The 21985-nt window shown below is 37.5% G+C and carries 17 protein-coding genes; 6 read left to right on the top strand and 11 right to left on the bottom strand.

Annotated features, from left to right (window positions below):
- Positions 1–34 precede the first annotated feature (34 nt).
- The 5 genes from GAB14E_RS09235 to GAB14E_RS09255 form a co-directional block, all read right to left on the bottom strand.
- Positions 35–1215, bottom strand: a protein-coding gene (locus GAB14E_RS09235; RefSeq protein ID WP_156115705.1) for an IS3 family transposase whose coding sequence is annotated in 2 segments (ribosomal slippage) — positions 35–930 and positions 930–1215 — 1182 coding nt in all. Because the reading frame shifts where the segments join, the coding sequence is not laid out codon by codon here.
- Between the two features lie 85 nt (positions 1216–1300).
- Entirely contained in the window at positions 1301–1912 is a 612-nt protein-coding gene (locus GAB14E_RS09245; RefSeq protein ID WP_033082803.1) for a hypothetical protein, read from the bottom strand.
- 122 nt (positions 1913–2034) lie between these two features.
- Positions 2035–2763, bottom strand: a complete 729-nt coding sequence (locus GAB14E_RS24190) for an FRG domain-containing protein (protein ID WP_052093763.1) — start codon at positions 2761–2763, stop codon at positions 2035–2037.
- A 1022-nt stretch (positions 2764–3785) separates the two neighbouring features.
- The gene (locus GAB14E_RS09250) at positions 3786–4076 is read right to left on the bottom strand and encodes a putative quinol monooxygenase (RefSeq protein WP_197061215.1); all 291 of its coding nucleotides are present in this window, start codon (positions 4074–4076) and stop codon (positions 3786–3788) included.
- A gap of 87 nt (positions 4077–4163) precedes the next feature.
- Positions 4164–4727: a cysteine hydrolase family protein gene (locus tag GAB14E_RS09255; RefSeq protein ID WP_033082802.1), complete on the bottom strand. Its 564-nt coding sequence runs from the start codon at positions 4725–4727 to the stop codon at positions 4164–4166.
- Positions 4728–4826: 99 nt separating this feature from the next.
- On the opposite strand from GAB14E_RS09255, the gene GAB14E_RS09260 reads away from it, so the two are divergent.
- Positions 4827–5750 (top strand): GlxA family transcriptional regulator, encoded by a 924-nt coding sequence (locus tag GAB14E_RS09260; protein WP_033082801.1) that lies wholly within the window; start codon positions 4827–4829, stop codon positions 5748–5750.
- A 333-nt stretch (positions 5751–6083) separates the two neighbouring features.
- Here the strand turns inward: GAB14E_RS09260 and GAB14E_RS09265 are convergent, their stop codons facing one another.
- Both GAB14E_RS09265 and GAB14E_RS09270 read right to left on the bottom strand, forming a co-directional pair.
- Entirely contained in the window at positions 6084–6701 is a 618-nt protein-coding gene (locus GAB14E_RS09265; RefSeq protein ID WP_033082800.1) for a GyrI-like domain-containing protein, read from the bottom strand.
- The gene (locus GAB14E_RS09270) at positions 6694–7605 is read right to left on the bottom strand and encodes an AraC family transcriptional regulator (RefSeq protein ID WP_033082844.1); all 912 of its coding nucleotides are present in this window, start codon (positions 7603–7605) and stop codon (positions 6694–6696) included. The genes GAB14E_RS09265 and GAB14E_RS09270 overlap by 8 nt, the downstream gene beginning before the upstream one ends.
- A gap of 528 nt (positions 7606–8133) precedes the next feature.
- Here GAB14E_RS09270 and GAB14E_RS09275 point away from each other — a divergent pair.
- From GAB14E_RS09275 to GAB14E_RS09290, 4 genes are all read left to right on the top strand, one after another.
- Positions 8134–9027, top strand: coding sequence for a LysR substrate-binding domain-containing protein (locus tag GAB14E_RS09275; RefSeq protein ID WP_033082799.1), 894 nt, complete (start codon positions 8134–8136; stop codon positions 9025–9027).
- Positions 9028–9179: 152 nt separating this feature from the next.
- Positions 9180–9458 carry a hypothetical protein gene (locus GAB14E_RS09280; RefSeq protein ID WP_033082798.1) on the top strand — a complete coding sequence of 93 codons (279 nt, stop codon included), beginning with the start codon at positions 9180–9182 and terminating at the stop codon, positions 9456–9458.
- Between the two features lie 347 nt (positions 9459–9805).
- Complete coding sequence (locus tag GAB14E_RS09285) at positions 9806–11650, top strand: alkaline phosphatase PhoX (protein ID WP_052093761.1); 1845 nt, start codon at positions 9806–9808, stop codon at positions 11648–11650.
- A gap of 123 nt (positions 11651–11773) precedes the next feature.
- Complete coding sequence (locus tag GAB14E_RS09290) at positions 11774–13537, top strand: hypothetical protein (RefSeq protein ID WP_052093760.1); 1764 nt, start codon at positions 11774–11776, stop codon at positions 13535–13537.
- Between the two features lie 298 nt (positions 13538–13835).
- Here GAB14E_RS09290 and GAB14E_RS0123120 read toward each other — a convergent pair whose 3' ends face one another.
- The gene (locus GAB14E_RS0123120) at positions 13836–14315 is read right to left on the bottom strand and encodes an FKBP-type peptidyl-prolyl cis-trans isomerase (protein ID WP_052093759.1); all 480 of its coding nucleotides are present in this window, start codon (positions 14313–14315) and stop codon (positions 13836–13838) included.
- Between the two features lie 368 nt (positions 14316–14683).
- Between GAB14E_RS0123120 and GAB14E_RS09295 the strand changes: the two genes are divergently transcribed.
- Complete coding sequence (locus tag GAB14E_RS09295) at positions 14684–16036, top strand: alanine/glycine:cation symporter family protein (protein ID WP_033082797.1); 1353 nt, start codon at positions 14684–14686, stop codon at positions 16034–16036.
- A gap of 100 nt (positions 16037–16136) precedes the next feature.
- On the opposite strand, the gene GAB14E_RS09300 is transcribed toward GAB14E_RS09295, so the two are convergent.
- The 3 genes from GAB14E_RS09300 to GAB14E_RS09310 all read right to left on the bottom strand — a co-directional run bounded on the left by GAB14E_RS09300 (position 16137) and on the right by GAB14E_RS09310 (position 21697).
- Positions 16137–17216: a tetratricopeptide repeat protein gene (locus GAB14E_RS09300; protein WP_033082796.1), complete on the bottom strand. Its 1080-nt coding sequence runs from the start codon at positions 17214–17216 to the stop codon at positions 16137–16139.
- Positions 17217–17402: 186 nt separating this feature from the next.
- The gene (locus GAB14E_RS09305) at positions 17403–18518 is read right to left on the bottom strand and encodes an efflux RND transporter periplasmic adaptor subunit (protein ID WP_052093758.1); all 1116 of its coding nucleotides are present in this window, start codon (positions 18516–18518) and stop codon (positions 17403–17405) included.
- A 20-nt stretch (positions 18519–18538) separates the two neighbouring features.
- Positions 18539–21697 carry an efflux RND transporter permease subunit gene (locus GAB14E_RS09310; RefSeq protein WP_052093766.1) on the bottom strand — a complete coding sequence of 1053 codons (3159 nt, stop codon included), beginning with the start codon at positions 21695–21697 and terminating at the stop codon, positions 18539–18541.
- Positions 21698–21985 lie beyond the last annotated feature (288 nt).

The following is a 21985-nucleotide window of genomic DNA, read 5'->3' as shown; positions in this document are numbered from 1 at the left end:
TGATCTTCCCCCGATAAAACGGACACATTTTTTTTCACGCTGCCAGGGCTTCATATTCTATTGGCGAACAATAATTTATCCCTGAATGCAGCCTCGAAACATTGTAGTATTTGTTAATGTAACTTCCAAGTGTTCCGCGCAGTTCTTTATCACTATTAAATACATTACCGCGAATAACTTCGGTCTTCATTGAATGGAAAAATGACTCCATATGCGCATTATCAGTACATTTACCCGCTCGGCTTAAGCTATGTGTAATACCTGCTCGTTTTAAAGCCGTTTGAAAAACATTACCTCGATATTCCACACCTCGGTCTGTATGCAGCATTAAACCACCTTGAGGTCTTCGGTTCTTTATTGCATTTTTTAGTGTTCGTTTGGTGACTTCCATCGTTCTCTTTTTATCTAAACTCCAGCTAATAATACGCCGTGAATATAAATCCATTATTACCGATAAATAACGCCATATACCTTTCACTTTCAAATACGTGACATCTGCTACCCATACTTTATTTTTAACCAATGGCACTTCACCATCAGGTCGTAAGTTTTTACCTGTCGTAAGGAAGCGCTTATAAAACGCAGAGCGTGTCGTCACGCGCATCACTCGAGCGACCAAGCCAAGTGCACGATACAAGCGTTCAACACGTTTTTTACCTATGCTGTATCCTTGCTTTTGCAAGGCTTTAAATATGCGGGGACTACCATAGCGTCCTTTATTCTCAGTGAATATTTGCTGAATTTTCTTTTTAAGTTCAACATCCTCTATCGCTCTAGCACTTGGTTGACGTTCACACCAATCGTAATAGCCACTTTTAGAAACATCAAAAAACTTCAGTAATCTCGTTACCTTTATGTCGGCTCTGAGTTTTTCGATGAATCGATATCGGCTTGATGTTCCTCGGCAAGAAACCGTTGCCACTTTTTTAGGATATACAGCTCCTCCTTGAGCTGTTTATTTTCACGTTCTAGTTGTTGTTCTTTGGTAAGTACTTTTTTGGCTTTTGATTGGCCAGCCACTTTTTTTCGTTTATCAGCCACAATGATCCCTTCACGATATTCTTTTCGCCATCGTGACAGCATAAACGGGTGTATGTCGAGTTTTTCAGCGACTGATTTTATTGTGACGCCAACAACATAACTTAATTGAATAGCGTTGACTTTGAAGTCATTTGAATACTTCCAAGTTCGTCTTGGATTGTTGTACTTAGGCATAAGACACCTCATCTTTAGTTAGATTTTGGTGTCCGTTTTATCGGGGGAAGATCATTGTCCTTTTAAACGACTTGTTAGCAATACTTTACAATGAAGTTAAAGAGTATATTGAATTGTCTGGTAATTCTAATTTATGCTTTTTAGCAATATTATTTATTTTAAAGTAAATAGAGTCATAGTCTTCATTAGAGTTAATTAATGACCATTCGCTCAGGAGTAATTCTTCGGTTTGATCATCAATGTATGGAGCGATGATTCTTAAATGTTGCTTAAAGCTACTTATTAAAGATAACTGATATGTTTTAGTAGAAACTTGAACTAAGCCAAAAATTAATAAACAAGATAAAATTATAGTTGAAGTTATTTTTTTTCTTAACTTCGCAGAAGCCGATATTTCAGCATTCTCTTTTGATTGCGATTTTTCATATCTTTTCCACTTAGAAAAAATTAACCCTATGCTAAGCCCAATTAATAGACCATACATAATAGTGTAAAAGAAGAAACCAAAATCTCGAATCTCTAAGTGTGCTATTTGAGTAAAAAAGATGTCAACGTAAGCAGAGCTTAGATATGAACTAACTATCAATACTGCAGACCCAGTAAATTCTAATATTGGCTGTAATATATATAGAAAAACTACAGTAGTGATGAGCCCTACAACAATAGCCGTATTATTTTTCTTTAAAAAATCCTGCATTATTATCCCAAATTGATTGTATTGCTAACGCCTCGTTAAGAGGCAAAAAATTGTTGGCTAAAATGTTGAGGAACGAAAACAGCCAACTGTTTTTTGTCCTTTTAAACGACTTGTTATATTTTTTACCAAAGAAACTCAAAGTCTCGTCTTATTTCGGTGCATAACCCATCCAAACCGGGATAAATTGTATGGTGAGCAATTCCAAGTTTTCGTAATTGCGCACGAATTTTAGACTTAGCCTCATAAGGTATAATAAAACTATCTAGGGATTCAAAGCCATGTTTATACATCTTACTATTTTTAATATCATGAAATTTTTCCATATTTTCAGGTAATGGGAAAATAGTAAAACAACCCTCCTGTGAAATGATACGATGATTAGTGTGATCAGGAAAATATACAGCCAAACGTTTATCATCGTCAATTTTATTAAAAATCTCAGTAATACGGCTCCACCAATTATTATAATGAGCTTTTAAGAGTACACCATCTTCATTAACCCCGATGTCTTCTACAGCGAAGAACAAAGCTTTCAAAGGGTTAGTTGTAAAATCAAGCAATCTTGTTGGCAATCCATGATGTTGAGCTAAAATTAACCACTCAAAATGATTGTTAGGTATAGCTTCTGATTTAAGATAAGGAATAGCTTTTTTTTGAAAAGCATGAATCATATCCTCTTCTATGTATTTCCAAGAAAAGCGTTCAAATTTAGCCGTTGGGATGTTTTCAAACCGCCCGATCGAAGGAATCATCAACCAATTTTCATTGGATTGCCCCCTATAGATGACTTCATCATCTTCTATCGAGATAAGTTTAAATAAATCTTCTAGTGAATTAATTTGATTAGTCATGCCGATACCGATGAAAAATATAACAGCTTATTATGGATACGTCTTAGTAACCTTCGTACCATAAGTAACATTTAATTCACATCAATATCCCATACTTTCAATGCATTAGAAACAATTAACACTAAATATAATAAAAATTAAATAGGTTACTAAGACGTCTTAGTAACTGACTTTTACCATATACCAAATAAAGTAAACTAAATTCAGTTGGTTAGGTGATTTATATTGGTCATATTTCTAATTGATTGTGTGTTACTAAGACGTCTTAGTAACATTATGTGAATGATTCATTCATTAGCAAATATAGGGAAAAAAAATTATTGCTAGTTTCCGCTTTGCGTACCAAGAGGCCCTTAACAAAAGAACTACTTCATTTGGAGTTTAAATGAGATGTTAAGGGCGGTAAGTACCACAAAGAAAACATAAGCTATTACAGCTAATTGGACAGGTAGTATTAGATTTTGTATCGATAACGCTTACATAACCAGATAATAAAGCAGTCTATAATGTAGAGAAACGAAAAACAGCCAACTTTTCGTGTCAATTTGATTGCTTTGTTAGTTTATGGTAGTTAAAAACATCAATTTTACAATAAGTTACCATATTTAAGGGATAGGAGGAAGAATCAATAAGCACTTGGGCAATGAATACCTAAACATGAGCTTTTAGCCTTAAAAGCTAAAGCGATTTAAACCATTAAACTACGCAAGGCGAAAATTCTGGCTCTGCCTATATATTTGGTATGAAGGTAACTAAATGATCAACGCCCCTAAATGAAAGCTGCATTTTCAGGCGTCTCAGCTCTTCATGTTTAACCTAAAGTTTATTCAAGCCTAATTACAGAGCAGCCGCTAAGCGTGAATATGAATAGTACTAAAAATATCTTCATTATAAATTCTTTTTTTGGTAGGTTAATTTGCAGTAGGTACTGGAACTGTTTTTTGTAAAAATAGAGAATAAAGAAGGCTGTCGCTTATGGGCAAATCTGAGCGACTGTCCTAGTTAATTCCTCTAGTGAATTCCTATACTTCTTCAAGTACTTCATAAGTTATTATGGTAGGAGCCTGAATAAGGAAGCTAAGTAACATTTTGAAATCACCTCTTTCCCCTCTCCAACTGAGATAGTCGCTCAAATTGTCCTCATGTTCCCAATAAACAATAATAATAAACTTACTCTCAGATAAGCGTGATGCTTCAGCCCCTTTGTTGCCTTTGAATCTTCTAGTTTCTGGTATTATTCTCTTTAAGAAAGATAATAACTCTTCCGATTGCCCTGCTTTTGCTTGTAATTCAAATGTTGTCATTTTATGCATAGTATTCTCAAAGTTTAAATATAGAAATAAGCTAGATGAGGAAATTAAATTCCCCACCTATTTAAATATCCTAAAGGATCAAGGTGTCTAGCGAACTAATTCTAATATTTCATCCGTGCTTTCAACCTTACAATACCCAAAACTTAAGGCAGCCATAAACGCATGATGTACATGATGTGCTGGTACGGTAACTCCATTGAATTCAAGGTCTAATGTGGCACAAGCATCATGCGCCACATGGCATTCATAGCCAAAATCTACAGCTGCACGGGTCACTGCGTCAATGCACATATGGCTCATTGCACCAACAATTATCAGCTTCTCTACTTTAAATTTTTCTAGCGTTTTTTGTAAATCAGTATTACGAAAACTATTTATGTGATGCTTTAGAATTACAGCCTCTCCTTCGGTTGGCTCAACACTAGGGTGTATTTTCGAACCGGCTGAGTGAGGTAAGAAGAATGGCGCGTCATCTGAAGGAAATTCATGGCGAACATGAATGATAGGCATTTTATTATCGCGAAACTGAGCTAATAATGAGGCTGCATTCTTTGAGGCCATTTCTGTACCAGATAAAGGCCATTTAGCTCCATCATAGGTAGGGTAGTAATCATTCTGTAAATCAATAAGTAATAAGGCTGTGTTAGACATAATGCTCTCTCTTGAGTTGTTTAGCTGGGTTGTTAAAGCTATTATCCAATACATTATTCAATAACACCGATGGCGTAATCGCCATAAAGCAGTCCGAAAATGACAAAGAGTATTCATGTCGTAATTATCGATTATCCTAATGCGCTTCAAAGTGCAGTACATGGATTAAGAGAGTTATTTCTATTAGCTAACAAAATAATTACAGAAAACCAGTTAGATATGCAATTCACAATCAAATTGCTTCAACCTGATAGTGTTTTAGGAAGTATGAATCGAAGTGATATTGTTATTCTTCCACCAAATTTAGATGGTTGCTACTATATAAAACCTCAACCAGAGTTATTGCAATATATCAATGAGGTTCATCAAGCGGGATGCATATTATGCTCAGCTTGCTCAGGTGCATTTATTCTTGCTCATACTGGGCTATTAGATAATAGAACAGTAACAACACACTGGCAGCTAGAAAATAGTTTTAGTGAGCAATTCCCTAAGGTATCTTTAAATATTGAAAGTTTACTCATCAATGATGGAGATATAATTAGTGCAGGAGGCTTAATGTCATGGGTTGATTTGGGATTAGAGATCGTTGCTCAATTTTCAAAGCCACATATCATGAGGGCACTCGGAAAGTATCTTATTGTAGATACCGGCAAGAGGGAGCAGCGCTACTATGGTAGCTTTACTCCAAAGTATAATCATGGAAATAAACAAGTGCTGCAAGTTCAGCATTATATTCAATCGAATTACAGCCAAACACTGAGTATCAAAATATTGGCAGCTTTAGCCTGTATGAGTGAACGAACATTTTTACGTCAATTTACCAGCGCTACCATGTTGAAACCCATACAATATATTCAAAAAGTTAGGGTACAAAAAGCATGCGAATTATTAGAATCAACTTCCCAGAGTTTTGAACAAATAGCATTGAATATTGGTTATGACGATGCAAATAGTTTTCGAAAAGTTTTTATTAAAATTATAGGATTAAGTCCGTCAGCATTCAAAGCTAGATTTGTTTAGATATGCACAATAAAACCTCAAACGATCTTTCCGGCCAAACATAGAATTGATGAATATTTTGTCGGAAGATCTGCCACTCAGAAGATAACCCCTTACGTCTCCAATACGTACTTACTTGTGATTATTCTCTTGCTATTTATGAGTTTTGCTATAATTTTCTCACGGTTTTTAAGGTAAGGCTGTTAATTATTTATCCCAATCTAACTACGGCTTAGCAAATATGATTAAGAATTATCATATTTGCTAAGCCGTAGTTATTGCTTCACTGGTTAAATGAAGAAGTTCACTGTAGAAGTGACTTAAAGATATTAGCTTATAAAGTAGCTAAAAGGATTAGCTGCCATGCGAATTAGACAATGGCATTCTTAAAATAGTTTTTAATCTTTCTGCAGGAATACGTCGAGGGTCTGAAATATATATTTCGCAATGCTCACCGATCGAAACTAATTGCTGATCTTTTGCATAAGCTGCCATTTGTTCTATTGTACGACTCTCTTCTTCATAAGGCCCTATATGCAGCATTTGAATACAGTGTGAAAACTCATGTTCAATCAACTTAACTTTATTAACACTTTTAGTTTTACCTTTGTCGGTTAATACATTAGCGGCCTGAACGATGTCGCTAACCTCAACAGTCGCCGGAGTACGGATCATTAACTGCCAGTTCCATTGAGATTTATCAACTTCACTAAGGCACTTTTGCTTTTCAGACCAATACCTTGCTTCGAGTTTACAAATAACATAATCACCTAAAGCCATTTTTTTTCGAGTCATTTTTACGGTATAAGCAACGGCATATAAAGCAGCAACAGCATCATTAAAATTATCTTCTCCAGGACCACCAATACCATTAATTGTAAGATAATGGGCATTAGCTACATAGCAAGTTTGTGGTGTTTTTGGCGCGATATAATCAGCTTTATGCAATTTAAATAAATCTATTTTATCCATGTTCTTGCTCCTTCAATGGTAAGTAAATATCGGTAATAAGATCTTCAGGCTCGGTAGATTCGGGATCGTTAAGATAAACTTCAAAACACGGTTTGTCGGCAGATTCATAATCGCTTTGGCTTAGCCATTGACCAAAAAATTTTTGATATGTTTCGTGTAATTTTTGATAGGGGCCAATATGAGTAGTCACTGCATAACTACCACCAGTAATACTTTTAAATTTAATATCATCGGTTGTAGAAAACTCTTGTTCAACACTGATACAAGCTTCATAACGAAGTAACTCTGGCGCAACAACATCAGGGTCGTCGTAACTCACGCCAATCATTTTTGCATCACCGCCTAATAAACCTTCCGGTGCAAGAGTACTGCAAAGCGTATCCCACGCATGACCACACTCTTGATATGGTCCTTGATGAGACACACATGCTACTAATATGTCATCAACTTGTTTTATCATCACGTTCATATTTAATTCCTTATCAATAAAAGGTTCAAAGGAGGAAATATGTTCATTTGTTACATAACGGACACTGGAGCTTGATAAACATGGAAACCTCGCCTGTTCAGATTTCCTGAATTTTGAAGGCTGTACACCTGATCTTGCTTTAAAAGCTCTTGAAAAAGCCATATCGCTTTCATAACCTGCGGCCAGCGAGATAGATAATATACTTGCACGGCTGGTTTTCAATTGAATTGCAGCTCGTTCTAACCGTAAGCGTCGAATCAACTCTTTTACTGACTCACCTAACATGCCTGAGAATATTCGGTGAAAATGATAACTAGAGAAGTTGGCTTGTTGGGCAAGCTCTTCTAGAGTTAGCTCATTGTCTAAATTTTTTTGAATATAGTTAACGACATTAACCATTCGAGTTATATACGACTGTTGTGTAGTTTTTCGCATTATCTTATTCTGCACCGCGAGTTCATCCATTAGTAATATGAAACATATTGCCTCACATTTATACTCAGTTGATATTAAAAGTTGTCAACAGGATTGCTGACTTGAGCTAGCATAATGCTGATAGAAGAATAAAAACTGATGATTTTTGCGCATTTACACTTAAAATATGGCTGATAAAATTTGGCCAAAGTATAATCAGTAATAATTTACTCAAAAGAGCCTCAACACACTTAAGAGAAGTACAGCATAGGTTGATTAGTAGCTATTTAGAATTGCAAAGTCCATAACTTAGGTGCGCGCATTTAGCTCGCTAAGAATGATTTTTGTGATTGTGAGAGCTTACTAACACTCAATCAAGTGATATGCGCTGCCAGCTAAAATATTGCTGTTAAATTAGATTGTTAGTGTGTAATTATTAGCGCTTAGTATCATCAAAAATGCAGATAGATGAATAAATATTATTCATCTATTAATTATATAAATTTTCACTTATCATTGTCTGTATAGTTACCGCTAATAAATAGAAACATGTCAAAGAAACTGCCTGCCTTACATCTTTTTGTAATTTTTGAAGCCGCCGCTCGTCATGAAAACTTTAAACAGGCTGCAAGTGAATTATTTATCACCCCCTCGGCGGTAAGCCACCAGATTAAGGCCCTAGAGAGTTTTTTAGGCTTTGAATTATTTCAAAGAAAAAGCCGTGGCGTTGCCTTAAATTCCGCGGGTAAAGTATATTTACACTATGTTCAACAGGCCATCGATAAACTTGATCAAGGTACTAAAGTTGTAAAAAATAAATTCTCTTCGCCTTCCCTTAAAATATCTACGTTTCCAACGATGGCAAGCAATGTAATCATTCCACAATTAAGTCACTTTCAAGACAAGTACCCTGATATAGATATTCGTATAGAAACGGGGATGAATGTGACAGATTTACGTTATGACGACTGCGATTTAGCCATACGTGTAGGAAGAGGCGATTGGTCGGGTGTAGTGGTTAAGAAGTTACTTAATCTTACAGGCCACGCAGTATGTACTTCAGATTTCGCCAAAAAACATAAACTTACATCACCTGAACAAATAAACCAAGTACCGCTTATCGACCTCGCCAATATGGACAATGTTTGGCGCACCTGGGCGGAAGCGATGCAGTTACCTAACATGCATTATAAACATAAATTAACCTTCAGTAATTACGACGCTTCTTTACAAGCTGCAGAGCAAGGCCTTGGGTTAGCATTGGCCATCATGCCTATTGAATATGCCTTAATTGAACGCAAGTTATTAGTCTTACCGTTCGAGACAGCAGCTAATTTCGACCAAGCACTTTATGCGGTATATCGCGAAGAAGATAAAAACCGGCAAGACATTCACAGCTTTCTGGACTGGTTGACGAAATTACCTATTTTGAAAACTATTTAACAATACCTATGGGTGATTATAATTCACCTATATAGTGAATATTATCCTTTTGTAATATTTCCGTTCTATCACTAACATTGCTTTATCAAATATAGCGTTAATTATTCGTGCTTTTGAATAAATTATTTAACGACTAAACCAAGGATGACGTAATGTTAAAATCAAAAATCATAGTGGCTTATCGAATAATCTCAGTGTTAATACTAAGCATACCAACAGCAATAAACATTTATGTTCAAGGGGATATTGTTAACTCAATTGTTGCTGTGCCTTTAATAACGCTGGGGTTATCAGGTATCGCTATTTTTATTGATGGCAAATTAGAGAGTTTATTAAATCGTGAAGAACTATTATCAGCATTTAAAATCCCCGTATTAAATATTTACCTAAAACTACCCACAATAGCTTGGTATATAAAGTCAGTTAACTAAAATAGCAATATACCTTAATACAAGTGGCAAGACCGCCCTGCATAATCAGGCTTATAAAAGCTAAGAGAGGGCCCCCCCAGCGCCCTACTCTGTTTTCTACATTCAACATCTGCATTCAACTTTAGCTTCACTCCTTGCTTGACGCTGCAATGACATCAGAATTAATTCCGCCCCCTTCCTAAGCTTTATTTTAACCTGTTCTTAAATAGTACTTACATCCTACTTTAAAGCGTCACATTTTTGTCACCTGATTGTAAAAATTCACTTTCATACTCTTTTTGCCATTTGGTATCACGGTTATTAGCCAGTGATACAAAAATTTTATGTCCAAATAATTAGGAAGAGCAATGTCAACAATAGTACCTAACAAGAAACAACATCATAAAACTAAACTCTCATTATTATCTCTGTCTGTTTTACTTGCCTTAACCGCATGTGATGGTGACGATGGTGCTTCTGGAGTTGATGGTATTGATGGAACTAATGGCGCAGATGCGCCAATTGTTGATATACCATCAACACCGGTATTAACACGCTTAGCGACTGTGCCTGCAGGCGCTGAAGTAACGGGCGCCTTTTTAACTGATGAAGGTGACTTATTCTTTAATGTACAACATCCGTCAGACGCTAACATTGAAACGGACAAGGTGAACGGTAAGGCCTTTAATAAAGGCACGGTGGGTGTTTTACGCGGAGTAAACTTTAATAATCTGCCAAAAACAGTGGTTAGTTCGCCGGTGCCTAGTAGTGACTTTGAACGCCAAACCGTTATCTCTGCATTAGGTGAATACCAAATACTAGGTCAAACCAACGATACTTTTGCTGAACTTGGCGACAAAAGCTTAGCCAAAGGTCTAGGTGTGCATTATGGCATTATCACTGATGAAAAAATCATTGAAAATAATGCCCCTGACTTTAATGGTTTCGTCTCTACCGGCGAAGGTGAAGGTTACTTATTCACGAACTGGGAATCTTACCCTGGTGGTATGAGCCGTATGAAAATGGAAAAAGGTGATTTGGGTAGCTGGTCTGTTAAAGAAGCAATGATGATTGATTTCTCAAAAGTTGGCGGTACTGCTGCTAACTGTTTTGGCTCAGTTTCTCCTTGGGGTACACCATTAACATCTGAAGAGTGGATTGTTAATACCACAGTAGACTCAACCACATCGCCTAGCTGGAATGACCCATCAAATACTGACACTGATGGAATTGAAGCGTTAACCGCACCAGACTTTCCTAACCCTTATCGATACGGTTACATCGCTGAAATTACCGAGCCAACAAGTGCTGAGCCAGTGGTTGTTAAACACTACACTATTGGTCGTTATGAACATGAAAACTCAACGGTAATGCCTGACAGAAAAACGGTTTATGCCTCACAAGATGATACCGGTGGTGTTTTATTTAAGTTTATTGCCGATACACCAGAAGATTTAAGTTCAGGCATACTTTATGGCGCTAAATTAAAGCAAGATAAAATGAGTTCTGATCCCGCTACAACAGGTTTTGATGTCACTTGGGTTGAAGTTGCTCGAGGTGATAACACCACGATTGAAGCATGGATTGCAGAGTATGACGGTATTGATACCGATGATTATGATACTGGTCGATCTAGCTACATGACACTTGAAGACGTACAAGCTTGGGCCAATGGCGATACGACTTACCCCAGTGTCGAAAATGGTGGAAGCACAGTAACGGCGGGTCAACCAATGGATGACCGTGCTGCATTTTTAGAGTCACGTCAAGCGGCGAAAATGAAAGGCGCTACCGCTGAATGGCGCAAGCTTGAAGGCATTAGTATCAATCATGACCGCGCTTTAGAAGCGGTTGGTAAAGAAGAAGCCGTGGCTGATGAAGATGTAATGCAAGCGTTCATGTATTACGGCATTGCTGATATAGATAAAACCATGATTGACGGTGAAGGTGATATTCAATTATCGGCACGTGTTAAAGACTGTGGTGGTGTTTACCGTTCTAAACTTGAAGAGAATTATAATATCAGCCGCATAGACCCCGTTATTATGGGCGGCACTTACCGTTCAAGCTTAACTGGCGCTGAGCGTTGTGATGTTAATCAACTGTCTCAACCAGACAATGTCATTGTTATGAGAGATGGCCGCATCATTATTGGTGAAGATGGCTTTCAAGAAAACAATACGTTATGGATGTATGATCCTAAATCTAAGTAATTAGCGATCTAAATTTAACTTTTAAGAATAGTTAAGTAACCAAAGCAAGACCCTGCCTAGGTTACTTTCTTGTTTACCGCCTTGCCTGTAAAACACAAAAAATAACGACTTCAAGACTGACTTATGATTACTTTATTAAACTCAAAACACACAAACAAAAGCGCTTTATCTTCAATAGCAATGATAGCGCTAACGTTAGTTATTAGCGCCTGTAACGACGAAATACCTATCTCAAAAAATGTATCTCAGCATGAAAGACTGAGCATTGAAGAGACAATAACGAAACAGTTTCCTTATCAAGAGGGTACTAATATTCCCGCAATGGCTTACATTGAACATAATGAAGTATATAACCATGAAACCGTTATTCCGCCGCAATGTTACACAAAAACAGATGGTATTAATAACCCTTGTTATGCATGCCACCAAACCAATACTGATGATAAAAAACGTACTAATAGAATGAACGATGGTTCGTTGCAAGGTGAATATCAATTTTCAGATTTAGGCGTAACCAATCACTGGAAAAATTTATTTGTCGATAGAAGACCCTTAATAAAAAATATCTCTGATCAACAAATACAGCATTGGACCAAACAAGATAATTACACTGACTTTATCGACAAACAACAAAATGATAAAAACTGGCGTGGTGAATATACGCCCATTAAAAATCTGGCTTATCCAGAGCAAGCATTTAACCAACAAGGACTGGCAAAAGACGGTAGTCATTGGGTTGCTTTTAATTACAAGCCATTTCCCAGTACTTTTTGGCCAACCAACGGCTCGACTTCCGATGCAATGATTCGATTACCTAAAGCGTTTAGAGAGCACAACGGCCAGTACTCTCAGGATGTTTATTTTGCCAACTTAGCCTTAGTAGAAATGGCAATGAAAGCAACACAACACACTACCTTACCGCCTATTTCTGAAAAAAACATCGGTGTAGATTTAGATGGTGATAATGTTTTAACTCAGCGTATAGGTAGTATCAACAGACAGAAAAATTACCTTGGTGATGCCAGTAAGATCAAACTAGCGCACACACTTTACCCGCAAGATACTGAGTTTCTCCATACAGTGCGTTACCTTGGTATAAACGATGACGGCACAATTTATAACGCACCACGCATGAAGGAAGTACGCTATATGAAAAAACATAGCTTTAAAACAGTGCAAAGCTTATCGTCAGAATACTACTTAGAACAAAAAGAGAAAAACTCTGAAAACCTACCGCAGGTTAAACAGCTGGGCGATAAAGGCATTAACACCGGTTTTGGCTGGACGGTAAATGGTTACATTGAAAATGAGCAAGGTGAATTACGCCACCAGTACGACCAAGAACTCGCCTTTTGCAGTGGTTGTCATAAAACCATTGGCAGCACGTTAGACCAAACCTTCTCTTTTCCACGTAAAGTTGATGGCGTTCGCGGTTGGGGTTACCAAAACTTGGCCAGTCAACATGACGCGCCGAACAGAGGGGAAACTAAAGGTGAGTTTTTAACGTATTTTGAACGTGTTGGTGGTGGTGATGAGTTTCGTCAAAACACTGAAATGCTAAGTCGTTGGTTTAAACAAGACGGCAAGGTAGACGTCGATAAGGTACAAGCTGTTGATAGTATTTATCAGTTAATTATGCCCTCAGCTAAACGGGCTCTACAGCTAAACAAAGCCTATTTAACTATTGTTAAAGAGCAAAGTTATTTGTTTGGTCGTGATGCCATGATAAGCAAAGCAACTAATGTATTAGAAACAATAGATGAAGATATTCAGCCGTTATCAGCTGAGCATAGATACCAATGGGATTTACGTCTTGATTGGCAGAGAAAAATATCATCCCCAGTTGATCAGGTAGGTAAAAATTCGGCTTTGCTCGAAAGTGACTAATACACAACTACTGGTGTGATGGCTTGTTTAGGCAGCTATGTTTGGCGTCTCGGTGACGATTACATTTATCTGCAATACAGAGTGATAATATCAATATTGCAGATTTTATCACTCTGTTATTAAGGCATGTTCTCCTCTCAATTTGATTTCGCAGTTTTATGTCGCAGCTCGGTGGAATTTCAAAGTGAGAATAAAAAGCAGAGACAGTCTCACTCTTTCTTACTAGGTGTCGTTACCACCGCAACAAATCAAATGATGTCCTCTGCCCCCGTTAACTAAGATCTCCTATATTAAGTGATTAGTCCTGACAATGTGCATTAACAAGTGTGATTTTCGAGATAAGCACGCTATTAGGCGCAACTCCTGATGAACCTCTGCTGCCATACGCTAAATGGGGCGGTATATAAAGCTCCCAGGTTTCACCAACCTTCATCATAGGCACACCTTCACGCCATCCTTTAACCGTTTTAGAAAGCAGAAACTTACTGGGCTTACCGCGTTTATAACTACTGTCGATGATTTTTTTTGATTTAGCTGACAACATTTGATAGTGCACAGTAACTTTATAATCAGAATCAGGTTTACAACCAGAACTTTTTTCTAAAATTTTATACTGCAAGCCAGAATCAGTGGCTATCACACCCTCTCGTTTAAGGTTGTTTTTCAACCAGTAAGCATTAATTTCTTTGGCGCTATACACGCTACCTGAGCTGTTTGAATTGGAGCAAGCAAACATCAAGGTACAAACAAAACTGACTAACAAAGTGCGTATTAACATATTTTTACTCTCTACTAATAAGGCAACTGATTTTATAGCTAAATTATAATAAAGTCATGATATTAAAATCATTAACTTAAAATAATGACTTTAAAATAATCACTTTAAAGTAAGCAATTCATCTTATCTAGCCCACTATTATTTTAATTGAGTAACCTTACTCCCATTTTCTTCAAATCCGACACTAGCATTATCAGCTTTTACTTAATTGATAACTCGTTCATATGCTGTCGCAGCTTGGTGAGCAATGACGTGACAAAAATCGCCATTGCTAATTTTTTCTGAGTTAATAACTGTATATCTGTTTTAACCTAGAATATAGTATTAGCTATCTTATCAATATGTTGTCACATTTAAAAAAGGTTAAAATGGAAGAGATATTAGTTACTTTAGTTAACTTTGCCTGGGGACTTCCCATGGTTTTTCTACTTGTCGGCGGTGGTGCCTATTTTGTTATTCACTCTCGGCTTACTCCCTATAAAAGGCTTGCCCATGCTATTAGTATCATTGGTGGTAAATATGACAATGAAAAGAATAGCAAAGGAGATATTAGTCACTTTCAAGCGTTAATTGTCGCGCTATCAGGCACCCTAGGTCTTGGAAATATTGCGGGAGTGGCCGTAGCCATTACCATGGGCGGGCCAGGTGCAATATTTTGGATGTGGGTGACAGCAATCGTTGGTATCGCAACCAAATTTTATACAGCCTCTTTAGCGGTTATGTATCGAGGCGAGGACCGTAGTGGCAAATTACAAGGCGGGCCAATGTATGTGATTAGAGAAGGCTTAGATAAAAAATGGTTGCCCCTAGCTTGGTTATTTTGCATTGGTTGCATATTTGGTGCCTTACCTCTTTTTCAAATAAATCAATTAGTGCAAATATTGAGAGATGTCATTGCCATCCCCTATGGGCTTGCGGAGGCAGACAATCATTTCAGTTTCGATCTGTCAGTTGGTCTAGCATTATTTATGATTATTTCTTGGATAGTCATGGGTAAATTAACGCGAATTACCGCGGTAGCCACTAAAGTTGTTCCGATCATGGTCATCGGTTATTTTATAATGACATTTGTGCTACTCGTAATGAACTACGATAAAATACCGGAAACATTTATGCTTATCTTTTCAGGTGCATTTAATCCAGGCTCTGCTGCTGGCGGACTTATAGGTACAGTTATTATTATCGGAGTTCAGCGAGGTGCATTCTCTAACGAAGCAGGTATAGGCACTGAATCTTTAGCGCATGGTGCAGCGAAAACCAATCAACCTATTCGAGAAGGGTTGGTGGCCTCATTTGGCCCCATTGTTGATACGTTAATTGTCTGCACATGTACTGCTTTAGCAGTATTGGTTACCGGTGCATGGCAAACAGATCATCAAGGCGTTGGCATGACAGTTTATGCCTTTGAGCAAACCTTTCCCAATGTAGGCAGTTACCTGTTAATGGTAATGGTATTTTTTCTCAGTACTAGCACTGTATTAACTTTTTGGTATTACGGTAGTAAGTGTAGTGAGTTTTTGTTTGGTCAAACATTTGAAAAGGTTTACAAGCAATTTTACCTGATACTTATTATCGTAGGGGCTGTAGCATCCTTGTCTATGGTGATTAATTTCATCACCTTCATGTACGCTCTAATGGCAATACCAACGATGATATCAACGTTATTGCTCTCCTCAAAAGTGAGAAAAGCGACCAAAACCTATATAAAAGATTACTTATAAATATTGTTTTTAAATAAGAATAATGAGGTGAGTGACAAAGCACTATAATTGCTAGCTGTCACCCACCCTCTTTATTGTTTGAGCTTAGCAAAGACTATTTTTATTTAATCCGAAGATTAGTACCAGCGTCATTTAACGCTCGATAAAAGTCTTCAATATCGCAGGCTTCTTCTAATTGACAGATCACACGGTATTTTTCTATTGCTGGCTGATAACCTTGCAAAGCAGCCTGAAATAACCAATGAGCGGCATTTTCAACATCTCCATCTCCTTCAATATCTTTGAAGGTTAAATACAGTTCAGCCAAGTTGGTTTGTCCTGGTGCATAACCTAATTCTGCCGATTGTTTCAATAATGTAAAAGCCTGCTCAAAGCTATTTTCAATATGACTTGCTTTAAGGAAAGCCACCCCTTGGGTATTTTCGCGCTTGCCGGGAATATAAAACCATTTTTCTTTCAGTAAGGTAGTGTTAGTCACAGCATTGCCATCAATCATATAAACCGCTTTATTTCTACCAATTGAAAAAAGTTCTGGCCGCATTACTCGGTAGATAAAACCTTGTTCAAACAAGTTATCTAATTCCTCAAGCGAAAAATTCTGCCGTTGCTTTTCGAAATAATCAAAATTTCTACTGTGGCCAAATCGAACGCCATCGCTCAAAGACCTTTTTAATGGATAGAAGTAATTACCATAAGTAAGAGATACAGTGCCACCGGTAATATCTACAATTTTAGCAATACGATATTTGTGGTTTGGACGTCGGTCCCCTGAAGCTGCTCGATAGTCTAGATAATAAAAATCGTTAACTTTAGGTGCTTCGATATATGCTTGGCTCTGACGGTGTTTTTCTTGTTCTTCTGAAAAGTAATAACTTAGCAGCAGGATGATGATAATGCTGCCAGTAAAAGTACTAAGCAAACGTAGCTTGTTGAAAAATGCCAAACTGAAATCAGAGAAAACGAGTTTTCGATCCGAGTTGTTATTAGTAACCTCGGCAAGGTTTTGGCATTGTAAACATTGTACTTTTGTATCCCGCTTTACTGGAAAAATAGGCAAGTATTCAAAAAAGTAAAAACTATAAGTAATTACTGAATTAACACGATGTTGTTGGCTACCGCAGCAAGGGCAAAGTAATTTGTCCGTTATGCCTAAACTCACTGTCGACTCTCGATAGTCCATTATCAAACCTATTGTTTATTAATACATTTTTATTGATGCTGTTTTTATAACATTCGTTTATAAAATAGACAAGAACTTTGTACTAACAACTTCGTAGTTTAACGATACTTAATTCTAAATACCATCCATGACAATGACTAACCACCACAGATTATATAGGTGGCTTGATAAAAATGAATATTAGCCTTATTGAACAATAACACTTTGCCCCTCTTTCAATCTTTCAGCGCCACGAATAGCAACTTTGTCACCATTTTTCAGTTCACCTTGGATAGTTACTCTATCAACGGTGCCTTTACCTACTTTTACTAACAAGCGGTGTGCTTTATTTTCATCATCAATTTTAACAACAAAAGTGCCATCTTTACGTAAAATTAACGCATCTCGGTGAATAGTTAAACTAGGATGTGCACCTTGAATTGGCAAAGTAACTTTTACTAATTGACCTGCGGTCCAAAACTCATTTAAATGTTCAGGTATCTGTATTCTTACTTCAAATGTTTGAGAGCGAGGGTCTGTGCTAGGGATCACAGTAGTCACTTTGGTAGATATTTTTTGCCCTATAGCTTGTAAATTCAGCTCAAGACCTTTACGAACATAAGCTAAATATTTCACTGGAACATATAAGCGTACTTCTAAATGCTCTGTATCGAGCAGTTTTAATAAAACATCACTACGACTAATATCCGTACCTGCACGCACAACACGCTCGGTTACTACGCCATCAAAAGGCGCTTTTACAGTTGCTCTTTGTAATTGATCTTCAATTTGTTGTAATTTTAAATTCGCTATCTCACTATCAGCTTGTGCTAATTCAAACTGTGATTTAGTTTGGTCTAATTGAAACTGCGAAGTTGAATTGGTTTTTTTTAGTTTCTGTAAACGCTTTAATTCGTTATTGAAATACTGTGAGTTAATGCTTGCGCGTTTAATCTGTGCTTTTTGCTCCGCTTGCTTTAACTGTAATGGCAATAAATCCATTTTAGCCAACACATCACCTTTTGCGACCATCACACCAGGCTCTTGCAACCATTCTAATCGACCATTAACACTGGCGGTAATATTCACATAGGAGCGACTATGCACTGTGCCCATTAAATCGGCAGTAGCGGCTAGCGACATTTCAGTCACCGTATCTATTTCCACAGGGCTTGGCGGCGCATCGGCTGCATAAGATAGCTGACTTGCCAAAAGTGCGCAGGCAACTGAAGTGATTACACTCTTTTTATAAATATTTTTAAAGGTATTTTTCAAAGTGATTTTTTTCAACATATTATTTTTAAACATAATTGTCTTTAACATAGTTTTCTCCTAACCACCCTTCAGCCAATTTTGGCTGGTAATGATGGCTTTGCTTGTGCTGCAACGTGTAAATCTTCAACGTTGGTCTTTTCTGTGCTTTGAGTGCTTTTATCGTTATTCTTTTTATCATTCAGTGTTTTTTCACCCAACCTTAATAGGCTTGGAAATAACACTAAGGTGAAAATGGCACTGATGAACATGCCGCCAACAATTACCGTAGCAAGGCCTCGGTATATTTCACTACCAACACCAGGCATTACCATTAATGGCAACATGCCAAACAAACTCGTTAATGTGCTCATATAAACAGGTCTGGCGCGAATACGAATAGCTTGAGCGACTGCATCACTTCTTGATAAACCTTCCCTTTCAGCCTGTCTCGTTTGATCAACAATTAAAATGGCATTGTTTACCACTAAACCAAGTAAAATAATAAAACCAATCATGGTTAATAAATCTAACGACTGATAAGTAACTAAATTCAATAAATTTAAACCAACAACACCGCCAGCAACCGCTAATGGCATCACCAGTAGTACCAATAAACTGTCTTTAGGTGATTTAAATAGTGCCGTCATTAACAAAAAGAGAATAACTAATGCCAAGGCAAAGTTTTTGATCATATCGTTAATTGCCGCGGACATTTTATTGGCATTACCGCTCAGTTGAATGGATGCTGCAAGAGGTAATTGCGCATTCATTTTAGGAATAACTTTTTCATTAATTAAAGCTAACGCCTCTTCCAACGACATGGTAGCTGGTGGAGAAATTTGAATACTGATGGTTCTTTTACCGTCAACACGCCTTAAGCTTGTTGGCCCTGCTGTTCTTGAAATAGATGTTAATTCCCCTATGGTTTGAATACCGGCTAGAGGAGAATGGATAGGCAAAGCCGCTAGTTCATCTGGTGTATGCCATTGCTCACCGCGTAAAATAACATTGACTCTGTCATTACCATCAAAATATTCGCCAATAAATAAACCACTGGTATAGGCACGAATGGCATTAGCTACATCATGACGTGTTAAACCCGCTTGGGTTATACGTTGATCATTAGGTACGAGCTTTAATTCAGGCTCAGATAAACTTAATCCCGGATTTGGAAATGCCGTAGTACCCGGCATTGCTTCATTAATCGCATCAATGCCTACTTGTGCCACTGACATTAAGCTTTCAATATCAGGGCCTTGTACGTTCAACTCTACAGTTCGACCATTGCCACCGCCTGATACGTTAATCATTGAGCCTCTAAACAAGAAAGCTTGGGTATCAGGTAGTCCGCCTAAAACATCAGTTCGAATAACGTCCATCAATTCTTCAACACGTGTGGGGTCGGCTGAATAAATAAATCCGCCTGTGGCTCCTGAGCCAAAAGAGTAAAAGTTATAACTTTTTATTTTCGGTAACTTCTCTCCGGACAGATAAGGAGCTAACCTTTCTTTAACTAACGATGCCATTTCTTTTTCAATAAAATCAACATTACCCCCTGGTGGCATATTTAAACTGAAAAAGAAGCCATCGATCGGTGCACGGGGCATAAAGTCAGTTTTGGGTATCAATAGCGTGATAACTAAAAGAGAACCGCCCAATAACAAAGAAATCCAACTAATTCGTTTAGTTTGATTATTGGTTAGACGCATAACTAAACGGGTTAATTTTTCCCAATAATGTGCGAAGGGATCAACATCATTTTGGGATTTAAGCCAATACTGACTGGCGATAGGCAAAATAGTAATCGCCGTAACCAGTGAGGCGATTACTGCGATAGATAGTGTCAGGGCTAAATCAGAAAATAACTGACCTTCGATACCCGCCATAAATAAAATAGGTAAAAATATGGCAACACTGGTGGCGGTAGAGGCAAATAAGGCACCAGTAACTTGCAAAGCACCACGCATAACGGCTTTTTTTCCATCCATGCCCAAACCACGTAGCCGAACTATATTTTCTTGCACTATGATAGCGGCATCTAACACTAAACCAACTGAAAAAGCCAATCCTGCTAATGAAATAACATTTAAACTGCGATCAAATATGCCAAGGGCAACAAAAGCCACCATTAACGAGATTGGAATGGTTACCGCAATGATGAAAATACTTTTCCAACCCCGTAGAAATAACCAAAGAATGATTAACGCTAATACTATGCCTAAACCAAGATTATTCTGTACTAGTTTCAAGGCATTACGAATATGCACTGAAGCATCAAAGCTGAGTTCAATAACTAAACCAGCCTCTTTCATTGGTCCATCATTAAGCTCTTTAATGGCAACATTAATTTCATCAAGTAGCGCTACCGTATTGGCATCGTTTTGGCGTTTCAAGGTGAAATAATACGACGGTTGCCCGTTGCGCATATTAAAACCAAAGCGATCCACCAAGGTGTTTTCAACCGTAGCGACATCTTTTAAGTAGATAGGACGATCACCGCTGTAGCCGATAATCATTTCAGTTAGGTTAGTGATATCGTACTGCCCTGAAAATCGCACTGTGTACTGTCGTCTACCCACATTAGCAACACCTGCAGAAACATCATTGGCTCGTGAAATAGTTGAGCTGATATCTGACAGTGATAAACCTAATGAGGCTGTGCGCAGTGGATCAAAAGTTATTCTTAACTCTCTAGGGCGATGACTTTGTAAATTAACTTGTCCCATACCTGGAATACGAGAAAATCTAGGACGAACAACATCCTCAATGAGTTTTTGATATTGCCCTAAGTCTTGTGCTGGATTACTTGGTAATGTTTTAATCATTAGAGAAGCGGTATTTGGGCCACCTCTACCACCACCAGCAGACACGATAGGATCCATAGCATCAAGGGGAATGGGGGGCGCTTGATTAAGATTATTAATCACATCAAGCATGGCTTTTTGCATATCCGCACCCACATCAAAGGTGAGTGTTATATTGCCAAAGCCCCGTTGAATATTGGTAGTAACCTTAGTTACACCTTGGGTATTTTTAACCACATTTTCAATCGGCTCTATGATTACCGATTCCATTTCTGAAGGGGCTGCACTTGGCCAACCGGTAGAAATATTAATTTGTGGCTGTTCAATATCAGGTGTCAATTGAATCGGTAGTTTAAAAACACTCATTAAACCAAACACCATCACTAACACAACAATGACAATAACAGCTGCGGGATTTTTTAAAGCGGCACGGGTTAAGTTCATTTCCATCCAAATAATACCAAATACATTAATTAATTAACCACTTAGCGATAATTAAAAGGCTTAAAGGTAAGGCATTGATTGAAGAGAATGGTTATTCCCTTATCGAAATCAATAACGACACATGTAAGCCTTTTAAACTCGCCCTTCGGGAGTTTATTAGCGAGCCAATAACGGCTAAAAATTAAAGAAATATAGAATAACTATGTTTAAGTAATTTTTCTTGTTCTAAGCTCGCTAATGTAACTCTAAGTTGATCAATTTATTAGTGTAATTGGTATAATAATTAAT

Source organism: Colwellia psychrerythraea, assembly GCF_000764185.1.
Taxonomy (GTDB): Bacteria; Pseudomonadota; Gammaproteobacteria; order Enterobacterales; family Alteromonadaceae; genus Colwellia; species Colwellia psychrerythraea_B.
Note: the sequence above shows the minus strand (reverse complement) of the source record. Positions and strands in the feature narration are given on the sequence as shown.

Coding starts and splice junctions, on each gene's coding strand:
- GAB14E_RS09245 (WP_033082803.1), bottom strand. CDS start 1,912: ATGCAGGATTTTTTAAAGAAAAATAATACGGCTATTGTTGTAGGGCTC.
- GAB14E_RS24190 (WP_052093763.1), bottom strand. CDS start 2,763: ATGACTAATCAAATTAATTCACTAGAAGATTTATTTAAACTTATCTCG.
- GAB14E_RS09250 (WP_197061215.1), bottom strand. CDS start 4,076: ATGCATAAAATGACAACATTTGAATTACAAGCAAAAGCAGGGCAATCG.
- GAB14E_RS09255 (WP_033082802.1), bottom strand. CDS start 4,727: ATGTCTAACACAGCCTTATTACTTATTGATTTACAGAATGATTACTAC.
- GAB14E_RS09260 (WP_033082801.1), top strand. CDS start 4,827: ATGACAAAGAGTATTCATGTCGTAATTATCGATTATCCTAATGCGCTT.
- GAB14E_RS09265 (WP_033082800.1), bottom strand. CDS start 6,701: ATGGATAAAATAGATTTATTTAAATTGCATAAAGCTGATTATATCGCG.
- GAB14E_RS09270 (WP_033082844.1), bottom strand. CDS start 7,605: ATGCGAAAAACTACACAACAGTCGTATATAACTCGAATGGTTAATGTC.
- GAB14E_RS09275 (WP_033082799.1), top strand. CDS start 8,134: ATGTCAAAGAAACTGCCTGCCTTACATCTTTTTGTAATTTTTGAAGCC.
- GAB14E_RS09280 (WP_033082798.1), top strand. CDS start 9,180: ATGTTAAAATCAAAAATCATAGTGGCTTATCGAATAATCTCAGTGTTA.
- GAB14E_RS09285 (WP_052093761.1), top strand. CDS start 9,806: ATGTCAACAATAGTACCTAACAAGAAACAACATCATAAAACTAAACTC.
- GAB14E_RS09290 (WP_052093760.1), top strand. CDS start 11,774: ATGATTACTTTATTAAACTCAAAACACACAAACAAAAGCGCTTTATCT.
- GAB14E_RS0123120 (WP_052093759.1), bottom strand. CDS start 14,315: ATGTTAATACGCACTTTGTTAGTCAGTTTTGTTTGTACCTTGATGTTT.
- GAB14E_RS09295 (WP_033082797.1), top strand. CDS start 14,684: ATGGAAGAGATATTAGTTACTTTAGTTAACTTTGCCTGGGGACTTCCC.
- GAB14E_RS09300 (WP_033082796.1), bottom strand. CDS start 17,216: ATGGACTATCGAGAGTCGACAGTGAGTTTAGGCATAACGGACAAATTA.
- GAB14E_RS09305 (WP_052093758.1), bottom strand. CDS start 18,518: ATGTTAAAGACAATTATGTTTAAAAATAATATGTTGAAAAAAATCACT.
- GAB14E_RS09310 (WP_052093766.1), bottom strand. CDS start 21,697: ATGAACTTAACCCGTGCCGCTTTAAAAAATCCCGCAGCTGTTATTGTC.